Below are 19,344 nucleotides of genomic sequence, written 5' to 3'. Positions count from 1 at the left end.
TGGTCCAAAAAACCGCCTTCTCGGCGGTTTTTTTATGCCTCGAACCAGCCGCCCGCCGGACGGCGGGATCGCGAATGAATTCGCTCCTGCACCTTCGGGCCATCCGTCGCCGTGTATTGCAATTAATTAAATGCTTATTTAAATAAATTCATGCCCATCCGTTAACGGATCAAGCATGAACAGACCCCGTTCACCCGGTCGGCCCAGCGGTGATCCACAGCAGCGCGAAGCCCTGCTCGACGCCGCCGTGGAAATCTTCGCCCACCACGGCATCCGCGCCGCCAGCCTGCGCGGGATCGCCACACAAGCCGGCGTCACCCCGGCGCTGATCAATTACTACTTCGGCAACAAGCAACGGCTGGTCGAAGCGGCCGTGCAAGAGCGCCTGCTGCCGTTGATCCAGGCCCTCGCCGAACGCCTGCGGCAGGTCGGCGAGCATCCCGGGGAATTGATCGAGACCTTCGTGCGCGGCATCGGCGCCACCGTCGCCCGCCATCCCTGGTTGCCGCCTTTGTGGGTGCGCGAAATCCTTTCCGAAGACGGCCAGCTGCGCGATCTGCTGGAGCAGAGCATCGCGCCGCTGGTCCCGCAATTGCTGGCGCAGCGCTTTTCCGCCGCGCAGGCCCGCGGTGCGCTGAATGCGCAGCTAGACCCGCGCTTGCTGGTGGTTTCACTGATCGGCCTGACCTTGCTGCCGTATGCGGCGGCGCCGCTATGGCGGGGCATCTTCGACGATCCCCAACTGGACGATGAAGCGTTGATCCAACACACCCTCGCCCTGCTCGATCGAGGGCTGGAGACGCCCCATGCGCCTTGATTCGCAGCGCCTCCTGGCGATCCTGGCGCTGCTCGCGGCCCTCGCCGGTTGCGATCAGCATGCCGGCCAACTGCTCGGCACCCTGGAATGGGACCGCATCGGCCTGCCCGCGGAAACTTCGGAGCGCATCCTGCGCTGGGCGGTCGTTGAGGGCGAACAGGTACGCGCCGGGCAATTGCTGGTGGAACTCGACCCGAGTCGCCAGGACGCCCGCGTCAGCCAGGCCGCCGGCGAGGTGGCGCAGGCGGCGGCGCGCCTCAGCGAGCTGAGCAACGGCGCGCGGGTGGAGAACATCGAGGCGGCGCAAGCCAGCCTCAACAGCAGCCGCGCGCAGGTGACCGACGCCGAACGCAACTATCAGCGCATCGCCGCGCTGTATCAGCGTGGTCTGGTGGCGATTGCCGAACAGGACAGCGCGCGCGCCAGCCGCGATCAAGCGCGGGCCGCGGTGGACAACGCCGACGCGCGCCTGCGCGAATTGACCAATGGCACCCGCCCGGAACAACTCGAACAGGCCAGCGCCGCCCTGCAAGCGGCGCGCGCGCAGCTGACCCGCCTGCAGGTCGACCGCGAGCACCTCAGCGTACGCGCGCCCCGCGACGGACGCGTCGATGCGCTGCCGTTCAAACCCGGCGACCAGCCGCCGGTGGGCGCGGTAGTGGTCAGCCTGCTGGTTGGCGACGCGCCTTACGCGCGGGTCTACGTACCGGCACCCGAGCGCCCGCAACTGGCGATTGGCGACCGCCTGCAGGTGCACGTCGAGGGAATCGCCACGCCGTTCGCCGCGCGGGTGCGCAGCATTCGCAGCGAGGCCAGCTTCACCCCGTATTTCGCCCTCACCGGCGACGACGCCAGCCGCCTGGTGTATCGCGCCGAGCTGCTCCTCGACGACGACCAGGCCGCGCGCCAGTTGCCGGCCGGCCTGCCGCTGACGGCCGAGCGGCTCAGCGATGAATGACGAGCCGCTGGTGATCAAGGCGCGCGGCCTGAGCAAACGCTTCGGCGCGCTCACCGCCGTCGATCAGCTCAATCTCAGCGTGCGCCGCGCCGAGGTGTTCGGTTTTCTCGGCCCCAACGGCAGCGGCAAATCCACCACCATCCGCATGCTCTGCGGCCTGCTGCGGCCCAGCGAGGGGCAGATCGAAGTGCTCGGCTGCCAGATTCCCCGCGATGCCGAAGCGCTGAAGCGCCGCATCGGCTACATGACCCAAAAATTCTCCCTGTATGAAGACCTCAGCGTCGGCGAAAACCTCGAATTTCTCGCCGCCGTGCAGGACATTGGCAAGCGCCAAGCCCGCCAGCGCATCGACGAACTGCTGGAACGCTATTGGCTGAGCGACCGCCGCGATCAACTGGCCGGCACCCTCAGCGGCGGCCAGCGCCAACGCTTGGGCTTGGCCGGCGCGGTGCTGCATAACCCTGACCTGCTGCTGCTCGACGAGCCAACCAGCGCGGTCGACCCGCAGTCGCGCCGGGAGTTCTGGGATTCGCTGTTCGAACTGGCCGATACCGGCACCACGCTGCTGGTTTCCACCCACTACATGGACGAGGCCGAGCGCTGCACGCGCCTGGGGATTCTCGACGCCGGCCGACTGGTCGCCGACGGCAGCCCGCGCGAACTGATGGACGCCCTGCCCGGCCAGCCGCTGTTGGTCGAATGCGCCCAGCCGCGCCAGGCGCAGCGCACCTTGCAGGGCGCGCCCGGGGTACTGGCCATGGCCCAGATCGGCAGCACCTTGCGGGTACTCAGCGACAGCGCCGACGCGCGCACCGACATCCAAGCGCAGTTGCGCGCGGCGGGCCTCGAGGCGCAGGTGCAAGTCGTCGACGCCAACCTGGAAGACGTGTTCGTCAGCGTTACCCGCAAGCCAGCGACGCTCGCGCCATGAACCTGCGCCGCCTGGCCGCCATCATCCTCAAGGAGCTGCGCCAGATCCGCCGCGACCGCCTGACCCTGGCGATGATTGCCGGCATTCCGCTGCTGCAGCTGGTGCTGTTCGGGTACGCCATCAACCTCGATGTGCGCGGCCTGGATACCGCCGTACTGGACCAGGCCAACACCGCCCGCTCGCGCGAAGTGGTGGCGGAGATCGCTTCCAGCCAGGTGCTCAACATGCGCTATCGGTTGAGCACCCCGCAGCAGATCGACGAGTTGCTGCGCGAGGGCCGGATCAGTGCCGCGCTGGTGCTGCCGGCGGATTTCGAAGCGCGCCTGGAACGCCAGGATCGCCCGCCGCTGCAGCTAGTGGTGGATGGCTCCGACCAGACCGTGCAGGCCGCGGCGCGTCAGTTGAGCGCCTATCCGCTGCCCGGCTGGCCGCAGTTGCAGGGTGTCGAGGTGGTGAATTTCTACAATCCGGAACGCCTGGCGCCGCTGAACACGGTGCCGGGGCTGATCGGCGTGATTTTGACCATGACCATGGTGCTGTTCACCGCCATCGCCCTGGTCCGCGAGCGCGAGCGCGGCAATATGGAAATGCTCATCACCACGCCGGTGTCGCCGTGGGAACTGACCATCGGCAAGGTGCTGCCCTTCGTCGCCATCGGCCTGGTGCAGGTAACCGTGGTGCTGGTGGCTGGCTACCTGTTGTTCGACGTGCCGGTGCGCGGCTCGCTGGTCGAGTTGTATCTCGCGTCGTTGCTGTTCATCGTCGCCAGCCTGGCGCTCGGGGTGTTTATCTCGACCCTGGCGAGCAGTCAGTTCCAGGCGATGCAGATCGCCTTCTTCACCTTCCTGCCGCAGATTCTGCTGTCCGGCTTTATGTTCCCCTACGCTGGCATGCCCAAGCCGGCGCAGTGGATTGCCGAAATCCTGCCAATGACTCATTACCTGCGCCTGGCCCGCGGCATCATGCTGCGCGGGGCGGGTTTGCTGGCGCTGTGGCCGGAAATCGTGGCGCTGCTGGTGTTCGCCGCGCTGATGCTCGGCGTCGCCGTGACCCGCGTGCATAAGCGCCTGGATTGAACCGACGGGGAACTCCGGTGGGCGTACCTGTAGGTTGGCGTTGAGCGCAGCGATACCCAACAAGGCGTGCGCCGCGTGCCCATCACGTTGCCCGTTGCACCAACCACGGGGACAAATTGCAGACAAAAAAAGGGCGACTAAGTCGCCCAAAATTGCCTTGCGTGCCTGGTGCTGCAGCGATTAGCCGTGCTTGTGCGAATCGCTCCAGATGAAATAGCCGAATCCGGCGAAGAACGCGCAGATCAGAACAACAGTGCCGATACCGGCGAAAACCACGGTGTCCATGAACATTTCCCGATTCCTCGTGCTTGCCTCATCAATGGCTAAACGATAACCGCGGACCGTGGGGCGGAAATTGATCTGGATCAATGGCCGCTCAGGTTGTCGGCCAAAGCCAGTCGCCGGACCTGCCGGCGACTGGGCCGAGCCTCGATCAGGCGGCGAAACCGCCGTCGATGGTCAAGCTGGCGCCGGTGATGTAACCGGCTTCCGGGCCGGCCAGGTAGGCGACGAAGCTGGCGATCTCTTCCACCCGACCGTAGCGCCCCACCGCCATCAGGCTGTTCAGGCTGGCGGCAAACTCGGTATTGGCCGGGTTCATGTCGGTGTCGACCGGGCCCGGTTGCACGTTGTTGACGGTGATGCCGCGTGGGCCGAGGTCACGAGCCAAGCCGCGGGTCAGGCCGACGATCGCCGCTTTGCTCATCGCATACGGGCCACCACCGGCGAAAGGCATGCGCTCGGCGTTGGTGCTGCCGATGCTGATGATCCGTCCGCCTTCGCGCATATGCCGGGCGGCCGCCTGGCTGGCGACGAACACGCTGCGCACGTTGATCGCCAGGGTGCGGTCGAAATCTTCCAGGCTGAACTCTTCGAGCGGCGCAATCGCCAGCACTCCGGCGTTATTGACCAGCACATCGAGGCGCCCGAACGCATCGACCGTGGCGTCCACCGCAGCGCGCACAGCTTGCGCATCGGCACTGTCGGCGCGGATCGCCAGCGCCCGACCGCCTTCGGCAGCGATGGCCTGGACCAGCGCATCGGCCTGCTGCGTCGAACTGACGTAGGTGAAGGCCACACTGGCGCCGTCATGGGCCAGACGTTTGACGATGGCGGCGCCGATGCCGCGCGAACCGCCCTGCACCAGAGCGACTTTGCCATTCAGGGTGGAAGCGGTCGAAGTGGAAGTGTTCATGTTCAAGCTCTCCAGAAGTAGGTCAGGCGTGCTGCCTGGGACGAGCGTAGTTTCCGCCCTGGATTGCCTACCGATAAGCCACTAATCGCTCTACTCTTTCGATACCAACGGTTTACGGTGAGCGTATGGAAACCCTCAACAGCATCGAATGTTTTGTGCGCAGCGCCGAGGCGGGCAGCTTCGCCGAAGCCGCCCGACGCCTGGGCCTGACCCCGGCAGCGGTAGGCAAGAACGTCGCCAAACTGGAAGCCAGCCTCGGCGTGCGCTTGTTCCAGCGCAGCACCCGTAGCCTGAGCCTGACCGAAGCCGGCGAACGCTTTCGCGCGGAAGTCAGTGGCGGCCTGCACAGCATCCAGAGCGCCGTCGCCAACCTGGCCAGCAGCGCCGGGCAGCCAGCCGGCACGCTGCGGGTCAGCATGGGCATCAGTTTTGGTCGGGAGTATGTGTTGCCGCTGCTCGGCGACTTTCTCGGTCGCTATCCGGGCATCGTGCCGGACTGGCACTTCGACAATCTGCCGGTCGACCTGATCGGCCAGGGCTTCGATGCCGCCATCGCCGGCGCCATCGACCTGCCGCCGGGCGTGGTGGCGCGCCAGTTGGCGCCGGCGCACCGCATTCTGGTGGCCTCGACCGCCTATCTAGAGGCGCACCCGGCGATTCGCATGCCGGCCGATCTGGTCGATCACGATGGCATTCGCATGCGCTCGCCACAGACCGGACGGGTGCGCACCTGGCCGCTGCGCAATCGGGGCGGTGAGCAGGTCGCCCTGGAAACTCGTACGCGGATGATCCTTAACGACCCGGAGGCTGCCTGCCATGCGGCGCAGATGGGCTTGGGCATTGCCCTGGTGAGCATGCCGCATGCGCTGCTCTATCTGGAGCGCGGCACGCTGCAGCGGGTACTGCCGGATTGGTATGCCGATGGCGGCATGCTCGCGCTGTACTTCGCCGCGCAGAAACTGCTGCCCGGCAAGACCCGCGCATTCGTCGACTTCATCGTCGAGCAGTTTCGCGCGCAGCGTTTAGCCGAGCGCTTTTCGGCGGTGTGAGGGCTGGTGGTCGATGAGCGCGCTGTGCGCGACGTAGGTTGGTGCTGAGCGCAGCGATGCCCAACGAGCGTGCCCCGTACGCCTTACGAGTTGCCGATCGGTTCTGCGAGCCTGGTGTTGGGCATCGCAGGCTCAGCACCAACCTACGGGACGACGCTCGCAGCTCACAGTGGCCCGGATGCAATCCGGGACTGAGAGAGAAGAAGGTAACGGTTGAATGAACAACAACCCGTCTTAGCGCTTCTTCGGCTTGCCTTTGGGTTTCTTCTTGCCCTTCAGCGGCATCGCCAGCTCGAAGGCCTGGCGCACTTCGTTGAGGCGCTTGTCGTTGAGGTCGTGCACGCGCTTATCACGCTCGGCACTCAGGTCGATCAGCTTGTCATCATGGCTCATACGGGCGACCGGATCAGGCGGAAAGTCAGGTTGAGGCGTGCCGCGCAGGGTTTGCGGGTCTTCGCCACTTGATGCTGCCAATAATGCTGTGTCGCGCCCGACATGACCAGCAATGAGCCGTGGCTCAATTCCAGCGAATGCTTGATGCGCGTCTGCCCCTTGCGGCGCAGGTCGAAGCGCCGCGTGCCACCGAGGTTCAGCGAGGCGACCAACGGATTACGCCCGAGCACCGCTTCGTCATCGCTGTGCCAGCCCATCGAATCCTGGCCGTCGCGGTAGTGATTGATCAGCACGCCATTAAGCGATTGGCCGCACTCGGCCTCGACGCGCTGACGAATCTCGGCGAGCAACGGCGTCCAGGGCAACGGCTGATGCTCCATACCGGAATAGCGATAACTGACCCCGGCATCGGCATACCAGGCGAGCAGCCGCGGCACCGGATGGCGGCGGCCGTGAATCAGCACCTGCGGTTGATCCCAGGGGGTTTGTTCGAGCAAACCGGCCAGCCAGCGGTCGGCAGTGGCGGCATCCAGCCAGTCGGGCACATAGCGCAGCTCGGCATCGGCCAACTGCAGCGGCACCTCAGCGAACAGACTCATGGGCGTCTCGCTCACACTTCAATATCGACCCAGAGTCCCTGGCGCGGCAGGTTTTCCAGTAACGCTTGGTCTTCCGCGGCCACTTCGCCTTCGGCCAGTTGCTCGGCGCTATATCCAGCCTGCTGACGACGGCGACGCTGCTCTTCGCGCTGACGCTCGACGACTTCCTGCGGATCGCGCTCGTGCATACCCACGCCGCTGCCCTGCGCGCCGGCTTGCGGCGGCGTGACCGGCTGAATCTCTGGACGCGGCTTGACCGGGTCCTGCTGGGCAGTGACCGGCTGCACGCTATGCGGAATCGGCGGCAACATACTCGGGCCTCGCGGCGCTCCTTTCAGTTCAGGGGCTCGGTCAGGTTCAGGCGTTGGGTAGCGACAATCAGGCTGTCGGCCAGATGGCACGGGGCTTGAGCATGCACCGGCCGAAACCTGACAGCAATCACAACGCCGCCCTCTTCACCGATCCCGCCGAGCGGGGGCAACAATCGTCGCGCCGCCGCCTACACTTGGGGTTCGAGTCGCCCCGAGCGTCTTTGGCCTTGGCGGCGAGCTTCCGTTACCATAGCCGGCTTTTTCACGAGGGGAGACAGGCATGGCGCAGTATGAACCGGGGCAACGCTGGATCAGTGACAGCGAAGCGGAGTTAGGGCTGGGCACCGTCCTTATGCAGGACGACCGCATGCTCACCATGCTCTACCCGGCGACTGGCGAAACCCGCCAGTATTCCCTGCGCAACGCCCCGCTGACCCGCGTGCGCTTCGCACCGGGCGATGAAATCACCCATTTCGAAGGCTGGAAGCTGACCGTCCAGGAAGTCGAGGACATCGACGGCCTGCTGGTCTATCACGGCCTCGACGACCAGCACCAGACGGCCATGCTGCCGGAAACCCAGCTGTCCAACTTCATCCAGTTCCGTCTGGCCAGCGACCGCCTGTTCGCCGGCCAGATCGATCCGTTCGCCTGGTTCGCCCTGCGCTATCGCACCCTGGAACACACCAGCCGTCTGCTCCAGGCGCCCTTGTGGGGCTTGGGCGGCGCGCGTGCCCAGCCGATCCCGCACCAGCTGCACATTGCCCGTGAAGTCGCCGACCGCGTCGCACCACGAGTACTGCTGGCCGACGAAGTGGGCCTGGGCAAGACCATCGAAGCCGGTCTGGTGATCCATCGCCAACTGCTCGCCGGGCGCGCCAACCGGGTGCTGATCGTGGTGCCGGAAAACCTCCAGCACCAATGGCTGGTGGAGATGCGCCGACGTTTCAACCTGCAGGTCGCGCTGTTCGACGCCGAGCGTTTTATCGAAAGCGATGCCAGCAATCCCTTCGAAGACTGCCAATTGGCGCTGGTCGCCCTGGAATGGCTGGTCGAGGACTCGCGCGCTCAGGGCGCACTGTTCGCCGCCGGCTGGGATCTGCTGGTCGTCGATGAGGCGCACCACCTGGTCTGGCACCCGGAACAGTCCAGCCCGCAATACCGCCTGATCGAGCAGCTGGCCGAGGTGACTCCCGGCGTCCTGCTGCTCACCGCGACTCCCGAACAGCTTGGCCAGGACAGCCATTTCGCCCGCCTGCGCCTGCTCGATCCGCACCGTTTCCACGACGTCGCGGCCTTCCGCGCGGAAAGCGCCAACTATCGCCCGGTGGCCGAAGCCGTGCAGGAGCTGCTCGATCAGGGCCGTCTGTCGGAAACCGCGCACGCCACCATTCACGAATTTCTCGGCGACGAGGGCGAAGCGCTGCTCGCCGCCGTCACCGATGGCGACATCGAAGCCTCGGCCCGCTTGATCCGCGAGCTGCTCGACCGCCATGGCACCGGCCGCCTGCTGTTTCGTAACACCCGCGCCGCCGTGCGTGGCTTCCCCGAACGCCAGGTGCATCCGTACCCGCTGGCCAACCCGGACCAGTACATGGAACTGCCGCTCGGCGACCATCCCGAGTTGTATCCGGAAGTCAGCTATCAGTCGCAACTGGATGGCAGTGAGGAAGAGCGCTGGTGGCGTTTCGACCCGCGCGTCGATTGGCTGATCGACACTCTGAAGATGCTCAAGAAGTTCAAGGTGCTGGTGATCTGCGCCCACGCCGAGACCGCCATGGATCTGGAGGACGCCCTGCGCGTGCGCTCCGGCATCCTGGCCACGGTGTTCCATGAGGGCATGAGCATCCTCGAGCGCGACCGCGCCGCCGCTTACTTCGCCGATGAGGAATTTGGCGCGCAGGTGCTGATCTGCTCGGAAATCGGCAGCGAGGGTCGCAACTTCCAGTTCAGCCATCATCTGGTGCTGTTCGATCTGCCGGCGCACCCGGACCTGCTCGAGCAGCGCATCGGCCGTCTCGACCGTATCGGTCAGAAGCACACCATTCAGCTGCACGTGCCGTACCTGGAAAACAGCCCGCAAGAGCGCCTGTTCCAGTGGTATCACCAGGCACTGAACGCCTTCCAGAACACCTGCCCGACCGGCAACGCCCTGCAACACCAGTTCGGCCCGCGCCTGCTGCCGTTGCTGGAAAGCGGTGATGACGACGAGTGGCAAGCGCTGGTTGACGAGGCCAAAGCCGAGCGCCTGCGCCTGGAGAGCGAGCTGCATGCCGGCCGCGACCGCCTGCTGGAACTCAACTCCGGCGGCGCGGGCGAAGGTTTGGCGCTGGTCGAGGCGATTAGCGAACAAGACGACGAATACGCCCTGGCGATCTACATGGAAGCGCTGTTCGATGCGTTCGGTATCGACAGCGAAGATCACTCGGAAAACGCGCTGATCCTGCGCCCCAGCGAAAAAATGCTCGACGCCAGCTTCCCGCTCGGCGACGACGAAGGCGTGACCGTCACCTACGACCGCAACCAGGCGCTGTCCCGCGAGGACATGCAGTTCCTCACCTGGGAACACCCGATGGTGCAAGGCGGCATGGATCTGGTGCTGTCCGGCTCTATGGGCAACACCGCGGTGGCGCTGATCAAGAACAAGGCGCTGAAACCCGGCACCGTGCTGCTTGAGCTGCTGTATGTCAGCGAAGTGGTGGCGCCGCGCAAATTGCAGCTGGCCCGCTTCCTGCCGCCGCTGGCACTGCGCTGCCTGCTGGATGCCAACGGCAATGACCTGGCGGAAAAGGTTTCCTTCGAGAAGCTCAACGACCAGCTGGAAGCCGTGCCGCGCGCCAGCGCCAACAAGTTCGTGCAGGCCCAGCGCGAGCCATTGACCGTGCAGATCAACGCCGCCGAAGCCAAGATCGCGCCGCGCCATGCCGAACGCGTGGCGCAAGCCAAGCGCCGATTGACCGCCGATCTGGACGAAGAACTGGCCCGTTTGACCGCCCTGCAAGCGGTCAACCCGAGCGTGCGCGACAGCGAGTTGGACGCTCTGCGCGAGCAGCGCGAGCAAGGTCTGCTGATGCTCGACAAGGCGGCGTTGCGTCTGGAGGCGATTCGCGTGCTGGTGGCCGGTTGAGGCTCTCGATGGCCTGAACCAGATCAACATGCCTCGACAAACAAAAGGCCCGTCACTGACGGGCCTTTTGCATTGCCGCGATTGCGCTTCGCTGCGACTCGATCGCCTGGCGGGGCCACGTAGGATGGGTTGAGTGCAGCGATACCCATCAATCCGTGACGATGGGTATCGACGCTGCGCGCCTCAACCCATCCTACGATCTGGGCTGGGCAGATGCTTCGGCAACTCATACCGGCTGAAACACCAAAGCTTCGTAGCCCGGATGAAATCCGGGGTCTGCCCTGCGATATTCCCGGATTGCATCCGGCTACGGGACTGTGTAGGCGCGAATTCATTCGCGAAAAGGGGTAACTCGGTGCGGCTCCATCGCGAATAAATTCGCTCCTACAAGAGTGGCTTGCACTTCAGGCCGTGAGGGAGCGCCACGTCGCCAGCCAACCCAGGCTGGCGGCGGTGCCGGCTGCACCTGGCAGGTATTCGGCACCCAGCCAGCCGCGGTAATTCGCCGCGCGCAAGGCCTGCATAGCCGGCTGAAAATCCAGCGCACCGCTGCCCGGAGCGCCACGTCCGGGACAATCGGCAAACTGCACATGACCGATGTTGCCGGCCAACCGAGCAATTGCCGTCGGCAGATCCAGCCCCTGGCGGGCCATGTGATAGAAATCCAGCTGCGCGCTGAAGTTCGGATGGTCGACCGCACGCAGCAAGTCCTTCAGCTGCTCTGGCGTGTTGATCAAAAAGCCCGGCATATCCAGCGGATTGATCGCTTCGGCCAGCAACCGGATGCCAAGCAACTGAAATGCCTCGGCCGCCCGCCGCAGATTTCCAGCCAGGGTCGCAAGTGCTTGCTCACGCTCGACACCATCCGCCAAACGCCCCGGCAGCACATTCACGCATTGCGGCCGGACCATCGCCGCGTAGGTCAGCGCTTCCTGCAGCGCCGCGTCGAATTCCGCCTGACGCTGTGGCACCCCGGCCAGACCGGGGCCGCCGGTCATCAGGTCGCCGGCCGGCAGGTTGATCAGCACCAGCGGCATGCCTGCCGCCTCCAGGGCCTCCTTCAGGCGCAGCGCCGGCACTTCATAGGGGAACTGGATTTCCACGCCATCGAAACCGGCTGCTGCGGCCGCGACAATCCGCTCGACCAGTGGCAATTCGGTGAACAATAGCGACAGGTTGGCGGCGATTTTCATAGCGACTCCTCGCGATAGAGCTGCACCAAGGTGGCGGGATCGCGCTCCAGATTGCCCTGGCTGCCATGCAAACGCATCAACTGCGCGGCCAGCCCGCTCATCGGCGTGGCGCGACCCTGCTCGCGCGACAGCTTGACGGCGGTATCAAGGTCCTTGAGCAAGGTGCGCACCCGCCATTTGACCGGCTCGAACTGGCTGTCGGCCATTTGCGGGGCGAGAATCTGCAGCGGCTTGGAGTCGGCGAAGCCGCCGCTGAGCGCTTCGGCAATCAGCGTGGCATCCACTCCCGACTGCTCGGCCAACGCCACGACTTCGGCGATCACCAAGGCATTGCAGGCGACGATCATCTGGTTGCACACCTTGGTGACCTGCCCGGCGCCGACTGCACCCATGTGGGTGATGCGCTGACCCAGATGGCTGAGCACCGGGCGCACCCGTTCGAGGTCTTCCGCCCGGCCGCCGGCCATGATCGCCAGCGTGCCGGCTTCCGCGCCCGGCGTGCCGCCGGATACCGGCGTGTCCAGCCAGCGCATGCCGCTGCGTGCTTCCAGCTCGCTGGCCATTTCGCGGGTGGCTGCGGGCTCCAGACTGGAAAAATCCACCAGCAGCTGCCCGGCCTGCGCAGTTGCGGCAATCCCCTGGGTACCGAATACCACCTCGCGCACCACCGCCGTATCGGCCAGACACAGCATCACCACATCCGCCGCATGACACAGCTCGCCGGGGCTATGCACCTGCCGGGCCCCGGCGGCCACCAGCGCGGCGCACTTTTCCGGGGAACGGTTCCAAACGGTCAGCGGATAACCCGCCGCGAGCAGGCGCTGGCACATCGGCAGGCCCATCAAACCGATGCCGGCGAATGCGAGGGAAGGTAAAGGCGTAGTCATGCGGGAACTCCAATCGATAACTCATCAAACCCGGTGAAACAACTCAGAACCTGCTTACGATCTCCTGTCCGTCGGCCATACCACGTTAAAAACAGGCTCGGAATGCTCATTTACAGCTCGTAAACTCCGCTTCCTCGCCTGTTTTTGCCTTGTCTGGCTCTAGTCCAGAAGATCGTAAACAGGTTCTCAGAAAGCAGCGGGCCCGCACACGGCGGGCCCTGAATGACATGGGATGAAAGCTCAATCGCCCTTGAGCAGACGGTCCAGATCGACCGGGTCGCCAGGATGGGCATTGAGCTTCTCGCGGATGTCTTCGAACATCGCATCGAATTCCTTGTGACTGCGTACCACCGGCCCGAAGCCCGTCTTAAGGCCATGTTTCGCGGCAACGCGGGTGGCGACACTGGCGAAGTTGAAGGCCGTGTCGCGGCGCAGTTCGAATTCCTCCTCGAATGGCTTGGCGTCGATCTCGCCCACCATACGGAAGTGCATCACCGCCCCCTCGGCGGGGTCCTGGCGCACTTCATAGTTGAGATCAATGGAAAACTCCTGCTGATGCAAGCCAGCCAAATTTGTCAGATGCAGATGACCCGGTTCAAACATAACAACGCTCCTAACGTGGGCAACTTCGTGGTTCCGGCACCATTGCCGACCGCTGAAGCCCCAAAAAGCTCGATTCAGTTTAGACCAACCGTTTCAGTGCCGAGTCGGCGCTTCGGCGCGCTCCTGGATCAGCACCCAGGGCGCTACAACTACCGCCCACAATTGTGGGTCGCGCGCCAGCAGATCCTCGGCCTGCGGCGCTTCGACCTTAGCCACCCGCCCCTCTGCCAGCCAGGCGGCGACCGCGGCGTGGTCGTTTTCCGCCACAGCCAGGGCCACTGCGATCAAGTCCAGTTGCGGTTCGATCCACAGCAGGGCACCGCGGGCAAAAAACGGCTGCAGTTCCTGCCAACGAATCGGTGCGGTTTCGCCAAGCAGTTTGGCATAGAGAGTGCTACGGTCTTCTGTCATGGCTTGCTCTGTTGTGGCGGGCGCCGGTTGGCTAATCGGGCGGCCATGATAACGTTGGTCAGGCGCGCTTAATCGCCGTTTTTTTATACGTTTGTTGCGATATGGCGACACCAGCCCGGCCAGCTTCGCGTCCTGGCTTCCAAGCCGCAGGACGGCACCCTACACTGTACCGGTACAGTTAGCGGGGGCCTGGACGGGCGCTTTCTGAGGAGCCTGACGGGTACTCGTCAGGACAAAAAATAAGGGTATGAGTGGAGCGAATATGAACAAAACCATCCGCCGCACATTGCTTTGCACCGCAATCGCCGTCGTTGTCGGCCTGACCGGTTGCGATAAACAATCCGACACCATCAAGATCGCCCTCGCCGGCCCGTCCACCGGGGCCGTTGCCCAATACGGAGAGATGCAGCTGATCGGCGCCAAAATGGCTGTTGAGCAAATCAACAAAGCCGGCGGCGTGAATGGCAAGCAACTCGAAGCCGTGGTCTATGACGACGCCTGCGATCCGAAGCAAGCCGTGGCGGTTGCCAACAAGATCGTCAACGACAACATCAAGTTCGTGGTCGGCCACCTCTGCTCCAGCTCCACTCAGCCAGCTTCGGATATCTACGAAGACGACGGCATCCTGATGATCACCGCGGCCTCCACCAGCCCGGACATCACCAGCCGCGGCTACAAACTGGTATTCCGCACCATCGGCCTGGACAGCATGCAAGGTCCGGCGGCGGGCAACTTCATCGCCGACAGCATCAAGCCGACCAACGTCGCGGTGATCCACGACAAGCAGCAGTATGGCGAAGGCATCGCTACCGCGGTCAAACAGACCCTGGAAGGCAAAGGCGTCAAGGTTTCCCTGTTCGAAGGCCTGAATGCCGGCGACAAGGACTTCTCCGCGCTGATAGCCAAGATCAAGCAAGCCGGTGCCGACTTCGTCTACTACGGCGGCTACCACCCGGAACTCGGCCTGCTGCTGCGTCAGTCCAAAGAGAAAGGCCTGGACATACGCTTCATGGGTCCGGAAGGCGTGGGCAACAAGGAAATCTCGGCAATTGCCGGCCCGGCCTCCGAAGGCCTACTGGTCACCCTGCCGAAATCCTTCGACCAGGATCCGAAAAACCAGGCACTGGTCGAGGCGTTCAAGGCCAAGAAAGAAGACCCAACCGGCCCGTTCGTGTTCCCGTCCTACGCCGCCGTCCAGGTCATCGCCGAAGGCATCACCAAGGCGGGCGACACCGACACCAAGAAAGTAGCGGCCGCCCTGCGCGCCAATACCTTCGAAACCCCGACCGGCACCCTGGCGTTTGACGACAAGGGCGACCTCAAGGACTTCACCTTCGTTGTATACGAGTGGCACCAGGACGGTACCAAGACCGCCGCGCAGTAAGCTGCACGCATGAACCGAAACCCACTGGCCAGTTTGGCAGTGGGTTTTGTCTATCCGCGCTTTACGGATTTCCGCTGCGTCACAAGCGCCGCTTTGCTGGGGTCCGAGGAGTTAGGCAATGCCCGAACTTAATCACTATCTACAGCTGTTGATCGACGGCCTGTCGGTAGGCAGCACCTACGCCCTGATCGCCATCGGCTACACGATGGTGTACGGCATCATCGGCATGATCAACTTCGCCCACGGCGAGGTGTACATGATCGGCTCATACATCACCTTTATCGCCATCGCCGGCCTTGCCATGTTCGGCATCGACAGCGTGGTGCTGCTGATGGGCGCGGCATTCCTCGCCAGCATGATCGTCACCAGCGCCTACGGCTACAGCATCGAACGGGTCGCCTACCGCCCCCTGCGCGGCGGCAATCGCCTGATTCCGCTGATCTCGGCGATCGGTATGTCGATCTTCCTGCAGAACACCGTGTTGCTCGCTCAGGACTCACGCGGCAAGTCGATTCCCGACCCGATGCCGGGCAGGTTCGAGCTGCTCGCCAATGGCGCCGTGTCGGTGTCCTACATGCAGGTCTTTATCTTCGTCATCACCTTCCTGGCGATGGCCGGCCTCACGTTGTTCATCTCCCGCTCGCGTCTCGGCCGTGCCTGTCGCGCCTGCGCCGAAGACATCAAGATGGCCAACCTGTTGGGCATCAATACCAACAACATCATCGCCCTGACCTTCGTCATCGGCGCCGCCCTGGCGGCCGTCGCGGCGGTGCTGATCAGCGCCCGTTACGGTTTCATCAACCCCAACCTGGGCTTCCTGGCCGGCATCAAGGCGTTCACCGCCGCCGTGCTCGGCGGCATCGGCAGCATCCCCGGCGCCATGCTCGGCGGCCTGGTGCTCGGTGTGGCCGAAGCCTTTGGCGCCGATGTGTTCGGTGACCAGTACAAAGACGTCGTGGCCTTCGTCCTCTTAGTCCTCCTGTTGCTGTTGCGACCGACCGGCATTCTCGGCCGCCCGGAGGTTGAAAAAGTATGAACACGACTACGCACAAACCCCTCAAGACCGCGTTTTTCAGCGCCTTGCTGGTGCTCGCGGTGGCCTATCCGGTACTCGGCCTGAAGCTGACCACCGTGGGCATCAAGTTGGAAGTTCATGGCGCCAGCCCTGCCACGCTGTGGGCCATCGCCGCCTGCGCAGTGGCGATGTTCGCCTGGCAGCTGCTGCGTTCGCGGATTGCCGCCAGCTGGCAGGCCGCGCCGAACATGCCAAGCATGCCTGCCGGGCTGGCTTACAAGCTGACCCTGCCGTCCACCCAGCGGATGGTCATCCTCGGGCTGATCGCGGTGGCCCTGGCCTGGCCGTTCTTCGGCTCACGCGGCGCGGTGGACATCGCCACTCTGGTGCTGATCTACGTAATGCTCGGCCTCGGCTTGAACATCGTGGTCGGCCTCGCCGGGTTGCTCGATCTCGGCTACGTCGGCTTCTATGCCGTCGGCGCCTACAGCTACGGGCTGCTCTCGCACTACTACGGGCTGGGCTTCTGGACCTGCCTGCCGATCGCCGGGCTGATGGCCGCGTTCTTCGGCTTCATCCTCGGCTTCCCGGTGTTGCGCCTGCGCGGCGACTACCTAGCCATCGTCACCCTCGGTTTCGGCGAGATCATCCGCATCCTGCTGCGCAACATGACCGAACTGACAGGCGGCCCGAACGGCATCAGCAACATCGACAAGCCGAGCCTGTTCGGCCTGAGTTTCGAGCGCGTCGCCACCGACGGCATGCAGACCTTCCACGAGTTCTTCGGCCTGCCCTACAACTCGATCAACAAGGTCATCTTCCTCTACCTGATCGCCCTGCTGCTGTCGTTGCTGGCGCTGTTCGTCATCAACCGGCTGATGCGCATGCCGATCGGCCGCGCCTGGGAAGCGCTGCGCGAGGATGAGATTGCCTGCCGCGCGCTGGGCCTCAACCCCACCGTGATCAAGCTCACCGCCTTCACCCTGGGCGCCAGCTTTGCCGGGTTCGCCGGCAGCTTCTTCGCCGCGCGCCAGGGCCTGATCACTCCGGAGTCGTTCACTTTCATCGAGTCGGCGATCATCCTCGCCATCGTCGTCGCCGGCGGCATGGGCTCGCAGTTGGGGGTAATCCTCGCTGCCATCGTGCTGACCCTGCTGCCGGAGCTGACCCGCGAGTTCAGCGATTACCGCATGCTGATCTTCGGTGCCTTGATGGTGCTGATGATGATCTGGCGTCCGCAGGGCCTGCTGCCCATGCAGCGCCCGCACCTGGAGTTGAAACCATGAGCCGCCCGATTCTTGAAGTGAGCGGCCTGACCATGCGTTTCGGCGGCCTGCTGGCCGTCAACGGCGTGAGTCTGAGCGTGCAGGAAAAACAAGTGGTGTCGATGATCGGCCCGAACGGCGCCGGCAAGACCACCGTTTTCAACTGCCTGACCGGCTTCTATCAGCCGACCGAGGGCAACATCCTCCTCGATGGCGAGGCGATCCAGGGCCTGCCCGGCCACAAGATCGCCCGTAAAGGCGTGGTGCGCACGTTTCAGAACGTGCGGTTGTTCAAGGACATGACTGCCGTGGAAAACCTGCTGGTGGCCCAGCATCGGCATATGAACACCAACTTCCTCGCCGGCCTGTTCAAGACTCCGGGGTTCCGCAAGAGCGAGCGCGAGGCGATGGAATACGCCGCGCACTGGCTGGAGCAGGTGAATCTCACCGAGGTGGCCAACCGCCCGGCCGCGACGCTGGCCTACGGTCAGCAACGCCGCCTGGAAATCGCCCGCTGCATGATGACCCGCCCACGCCTGCTAATGCTCGACGAGCCCGCCGCCGGCCTCAACCCGCGCGAAACCGAGACGCTCAAAGAGCTAATCGCCCTGCTGCGCGACCAGTACAACGTCACCGTGTTGCTGATCGAGCACGACATGAAGCTGGTGATGAGCATTTCCGACCACATTGTGGTGATCAACCAGGGCGCGCCCCTGGCCAGCGGCACTCCGGAACAGATTCGCGACAATCCGGACGTGATCAAAGCCTACCTGGGAGAAGCCTGATGCTGACGTTCGATAAGGTTTCCACCTTCTACGGCAAGATCCAGGCGTTGCACGACGTCAGCCTGGAAGTCCGCCAGGGCGAGATCGTCACCCTGATCGGCGCCAATGGCGCCGGCAAGTCGACCCTGTTGATGACCCTGTGCGGCTCGCCGCGCGCGGCCAGCGGCAGTATCCGCTATCAGGGCGAAGAGCTGATCGGCCAGGCCTCCTGCGACATCATGCGCAAGAGCATCGCGGTGGTGCCGGAAGGCCGTCGCGTGTTCGCCCGCCTGACCGTCGAGGAAAACCTGGCGATGGGCGCGTTCTTCAGCAGCAAGGACGAGCATCAGGAACAGCTGGATAAGGTCTTGAACCTATTCCCGCGCCTCAAGGAGCGCTTCGAACAGCGCGCCGGGACCATGTCCGGCGGCGAACAGCAGATGCTCGCCATCGGCCGGGCGCTGATGAGCAAACCCAAGCTGCTGCTGCTCGACGAGCCGTCGCTGGGTCTGGCGCCGATCATCATCCAGCAGATTTTCTCGATCATCGAGCAACTACGCAACGACGGCGTGACGGTGTTTCTGGTCGAGCAGAACGCCAACCAGGCGCTCAAACTGGCCGACCGCGCCTATGTGCTGGAAAACGGCCGGGTGGTGATGCACGACACCGGCGAAGCGCTGCTCAATGACCCCAAGGTGCGCGACGCCTACCTCGGCGGTTGATGCACCCGCAGTAGAAAAAATGGCCCATTACGGGCCGTTTTTTTGGTAGGCATCAAATCCCGCAGGTGGTGTATTGCCGATCCCGGATTGCTTCCGGGCTATGCCGGTTCGACGAGCGTTGGCCGGTGACTCAAGGTATCAAGCCATAGCCCGGATGAAATCCGGGGCGGTCCCTGATTGCATCCCTGCCAACCCCTAACTCACATCTCATCGGCATAACAGACCGGCGAACTGCCTGGTTGCTGGCGATCCAACTCCTCTTCGAGAAACTCCGCCAACACCACGGCATTGTTCATCTGCACATCGTGCGCAGCGAACAGCAGGGTCAGCGTGCCCTGCCGGGCTGGGTCCAGCAGCACCCACCAGTGTTCGGGATGCGCCGCCAGCTCACCGCGATAGAGCACGCGAAACTCCTCGAAACGCGCCGCCACATGGCCGAAGTTCTTGCGCAGCACGGCTGAAGGCGCCAGATCGCGCAACCAGGCGTCCAGCCGCAGACTCTCCTTCTTGCAGCCACGCGGCCACAGTCGGTCGACCAACACCCGATAGCCATCGTCTGCCGCTTGCGGTGCATACACCCGTTTACAGCGAATCATCCCCGCCTCCTTGAGATCGGCCGGCACCGTGGGTAACGTGGCCGCACTTGT

21 protein-coding genes are annotated in these 19,344 nt (G+C 64.1%); 11 read left to right on the top strand and 10 right to left on the bottom strand.

Annotated features, from left to right (window positions below; translation table 11 throughout):
• Positions 1–175 precede the first annotated feature (175 nt).
• Genes NVV93_RS05700 through NVV93_RS05685 form a run of 4 tightly spaced genes read left to right on the top strand, consistent with a single transcriptional unit; the run spans position 176 to position 3,782 of the window.
• On the top strand, positions 176–817 hold the full coding sequence (locus NVV93_RS05700; RefSeq protein ID WP_258253479.1) for a TetR/AcrR family transcriptional regulator: 642 nt from the start codon (positions 176–178) through the stop codon (positions 815–817).
• Positions 807–1,775 carry an HlyD family secretion protein gene (locus tag NVV93_RS05695; protein ID WP_258253478.1) on the top strand — a complete coding sequence of 323 codons (969 nt, stop codon included), beginning with the start codon at positions 807–809 and terminating at the stop codon, positions 1,773–1,775. The genes NVV93_RS05700 and NVV93_RS05695 overlap by 11 nt, the downstream gene beginning before the upstream one ends.
• A complete protein-coding gene (locus NVV93_RS05690; RefSeq protein ID WP_258253477.1) occupies positions 1,768–2,706 on the top strand; it encodes an ABC transporter ATP-binding protein in 939 nt (312 codons plus the stop codon). Before NVV93_RS05695 ends, NVV93_RS05690 begins: the two co-directional genes overlap by 8 nt.
• The gene (locus NVV93_RS05685) at positions 2,703–3,782 is read left to right on the top strand and encodes an ABC transporter permease (RefSeq protein WP_258253476.1); all 1,080 of its coding nucleotides are present in this window, start codon (positions 2,703–2,705) and stop codon (positions 3,780–3,782) included. The genes NVV93_RS05690 and NVV93_RS05685 overlap by 4 nt, the downstream gene beginning before the upstream one ends.
• A 180-nt stretch (positions 3,783–3,962) precedes the next feature.
• On the opposite strand, the gene ccoM is transcribed toward NVV93_RS05685, so the two are convergent.
• Positions 3,963–4,073, bottom strand: coding sequence for a cytochrome c oxidase subunit CcoM (gene ccoM, locus NVV93_RS05680; RefSeq protein ID WP_258253475.1), 111 nt, complete (start codon positions 4,071–4,073; stop codon positions 3,963–3,965).
• 142 nt (positions 4,074–4,215) lie between these two features.
• Positions 4,216–4,977 carry a 3-oxoacyl-ACP reductase family protein gene (locus NVV93_RS05675; RefSeq protein WP_258253474.1) on the bottom strand — a complete coding sequence of 254 codons (762 nt, stop codon included), beginning with the start codon at positions 4,975–4,977 and terminating at the stop codon, positions 4,216–4,218.
• 125 nt (positions 4,978–5,102) lie between these two features.
• Here NVV93_RS05675 and NVV93_RS05670 point away from each other — a divergent pair, with 125 nt between their 5' ends.
• The gene (locus NVV93_RS05670; RefSeq protein WP_258253473.1) at positions 5,103–6,026 is read left to right on the top strand and encodes a LysR family transcriptional regulator; all 924 of its coding nucleotides are present in this window, start codon (positions 5,103–5,105) and stop codon (positions 6,024–6,026) included.
• Between the two features lie 234 nt (positions 6,027–6,260).
• On the opposite strand, the gene NVV93_RS05665 is transcribed toward NVV93_RS05670, so the two are convergent.
• From NVV93_RS05665 to NVV93_RS05655, 3 genes are read right to left on the bottom strand one after another with little or no spacing between them, the layout of a single operon-like run.
• Positions 6,261–6,419, bottom strand: coding sequence for a hypothetical protein (locus NVV93_RS05665; RefSeq protein ID WP_258253472.1), 159 nt, complete (start codon positions 6,417–6,419; stop codon positions 6,261–6,263).
• A complete protein-coding gene (locus tag NVV93_RS05660; RefSeq protein ID WP_258253471.1) occupies positions 6,416–7,018 on the bottom strand; it encodes an alpha-ketoglutarate-dependent dioxygenase AlkB in 603 nt (200 codons plus the stop codon). The genes NVV93_RS05665 and NVV93_RS05660 overlap by 4 nt, the downstream gene beginning before the upstream one ends.
• 11 nt (positions 7,019–7,029) lie before the next feature.
• Entirely contained in the window at positions 7,030–7,329 is a 300-nt protein-coding gene (locus NVV93_RS05655) for an aspartate-semialdehyde dehydrogenase (protein WP_258253470.1), read from the bottom strand.
• Positions 7,330–7,609: 280 nt separating this feature from the next.
• On the opposite strand from NVV93_RS05655, the gene rapA reads away from it, so the two are divergent.
• Positions 7,610–10,453 (top strand): RNA polymerase-associated protein RapA, encoded by a 2,844-nt coding sequence (rapA, locus tag NVV93_RS05650; protein ID WP_258253469.1) that lies wholly within the window; start codon positions 7,610–7,612, stop codon positions 10,451–10,453.
• A 404-nt stretch (positions 10,454–10,857) separates the two neighbouring features.
• On the opposite strand, the gene NVV93_RS05645 is transcribed toward rapA, so the two are convergent.
• The 4 genes from NVV93_RS05645 to NVV93_RS05630 form a co-directional block, all read right to left on the bottom strand.
• Positions 10,858–11,646: a hydroxypyruvate isomerase family protein gene (locus NVV93_RS05645; protein WP_258253468.1), complete on the bottom strand. Its 789-nt coding sequence runs from the start codon at positions 11,644–11,646 to the stop codon at positions 10,858–10,860.
• Positions 11,643–12,533, bottom strand: coding sequence for an NAD(P)-dependent oxidoreductase (locus NVV93_RS05640; RefSeq protein WP_258253467.1), 891 nt, complete (start codon positions 12,531–12,533; stop codon positions 11,643–11,645). Before NVV93_RS05640 ends, NVV93_RS05645 begins: the two co-directional genes overlap by 4 nt.
• 240 nt (positions 12,534–12,773) lie before the next feature.
• Positions 12,774–13,136 carry a DUF5064 family protein gene (locus NVV93_RS05635; RefSeq protein WP_258253466.1) on the bottom strand — a complete coding sequence of 121 codons (363 nt, stop codon included), beginning with the start codon at positions 13,134–13,136 and terminating at the stop codon, positions 12,774–12,776.
• A gap of 93 nt (positions 13,137–13,229) precedes the next feature.
• Positions 13,230–13,547 carry a DUF2288 domain-containing protein gene (locus tag NVV93_RS05630; RefSeq protein ID WP_258253465.1) on the bottom strand — a complete coding sequence of 106 codons (318 nt, stop codon included), beginning with the start codon at positions 13,545–13,547 and terminating at the stop codon, positions 13,230–13,232.
• A gap of 262 nt (positions 13,548–13,809) precedes the next feature.
• Here NVV93_RS05630 and NVV93_RS05625 point away from each other — a divergent pair, with 262 nt between their 5' ends.
• The 5 genes from NVV93_RS05625 to NVV93_RS05605 all read left to right on the top strand — a co-directional run bounded on the left by NVV93_RS05625 (position 13,810) and on the right by NVV93_RS05605 (position 18,697).
• Entirely contained in the window at positions 13,810–14,931 is a 1,122-nt protein-coding gene (locus tag NVV93_RS05625) for a branched-chain amino acid ABC transporter substrate-binding protein (protein ID WP_258253464.1), read from the top strand.
• 118 nt (positions 14,932–15,049) lie between these two features.
• Positions 15,050–15,967, top strand: a complete 918-nt coding sequence (livH, locus tag NVV93_RS05620) for a high-affinity branched-chain amino acid ABC transporter permease LivH (protein WP_258253463.1) — start codon at positions 15,050–15,052, stop codon at positions 15,965–15,967.
• A complete protein-coding gene (locus tag NVV93_RS05615) occupies positions 15,964–17,232 on the top strand; it encodes a high-affinity branched-chain amino acid ABC transporter permease LivM (RefSeq protein WP_258253462.1) in 1,269 nt (422 codons plus the stop codon). The genes livH and NVV93_RS05615 overlap by 4 nt, the downstream gene beginning before the upstream one ends.
• The gene (livG, locus tag NVV93_RS05610; protein ID WP_258253461.1) at positions 17,229–17,996 is read left to right on the top strand and encodes a high-affinity branched-chain amino acid ABC transporter ATP-binding protein LivG; all 768 of its coding nucleotides are present in this window, start codon (positions 17,229–17,231) and stop codon (positions 17,994–17,996) included. The genes NVV93_RS05615 and livG overlap by 4 nt, the downstream gene beginning before the upstream one ends.
• Positions 17,996–18,697 carry an ABC transporter ATP-binding protein gene (locus tag NVV93_RS05605; protein ID WP_258253460.1) on the top strand — a complete coding sequence of 234 codons (702 nt, stop codon included), beginning with the start codon at positions 17,996–17,998 and terminating at the stop codon, positions 18,695–18,697. Before livG ends, NVV93_RS05605 begins: the two co-directional genes overlap by 1 nt.
• Positions 18,698–18,897: 200 nt before the next feature.
• Here the strand turns inward: NVV93_RS05605 and NVV93_RS05600 are convergent, their stop codons facing one another.
• Positions 18,898–19,293, bottom strand: a complete 396-nt coding sequence (locus NVV93_RS05600; RefSeq protein WP_258253459.1) for a DUF488 domain-containing protein — start codon at positions 19,291–19,293, stop codon at positions 18,898–18,900.
• Between the last annotated feature and the right edge of the window lie 51 nt (positions 19,294–19,344).

Origin of the sequence: Pseudomonas sp. LS44 (assembly GCF_024730785.1) — a bacterium.
Taxonomy (GTDB): Bacteria; Pseudomonadota; Gammaproteobacteria; order Pseudomonadales; family Pseudomonadaceae; genus Aquipseudomonas.
Note: the sequence above shows the minus strand (reverse complement) of the source record. Positions and strands in the feature narration are given on the sequence as shown.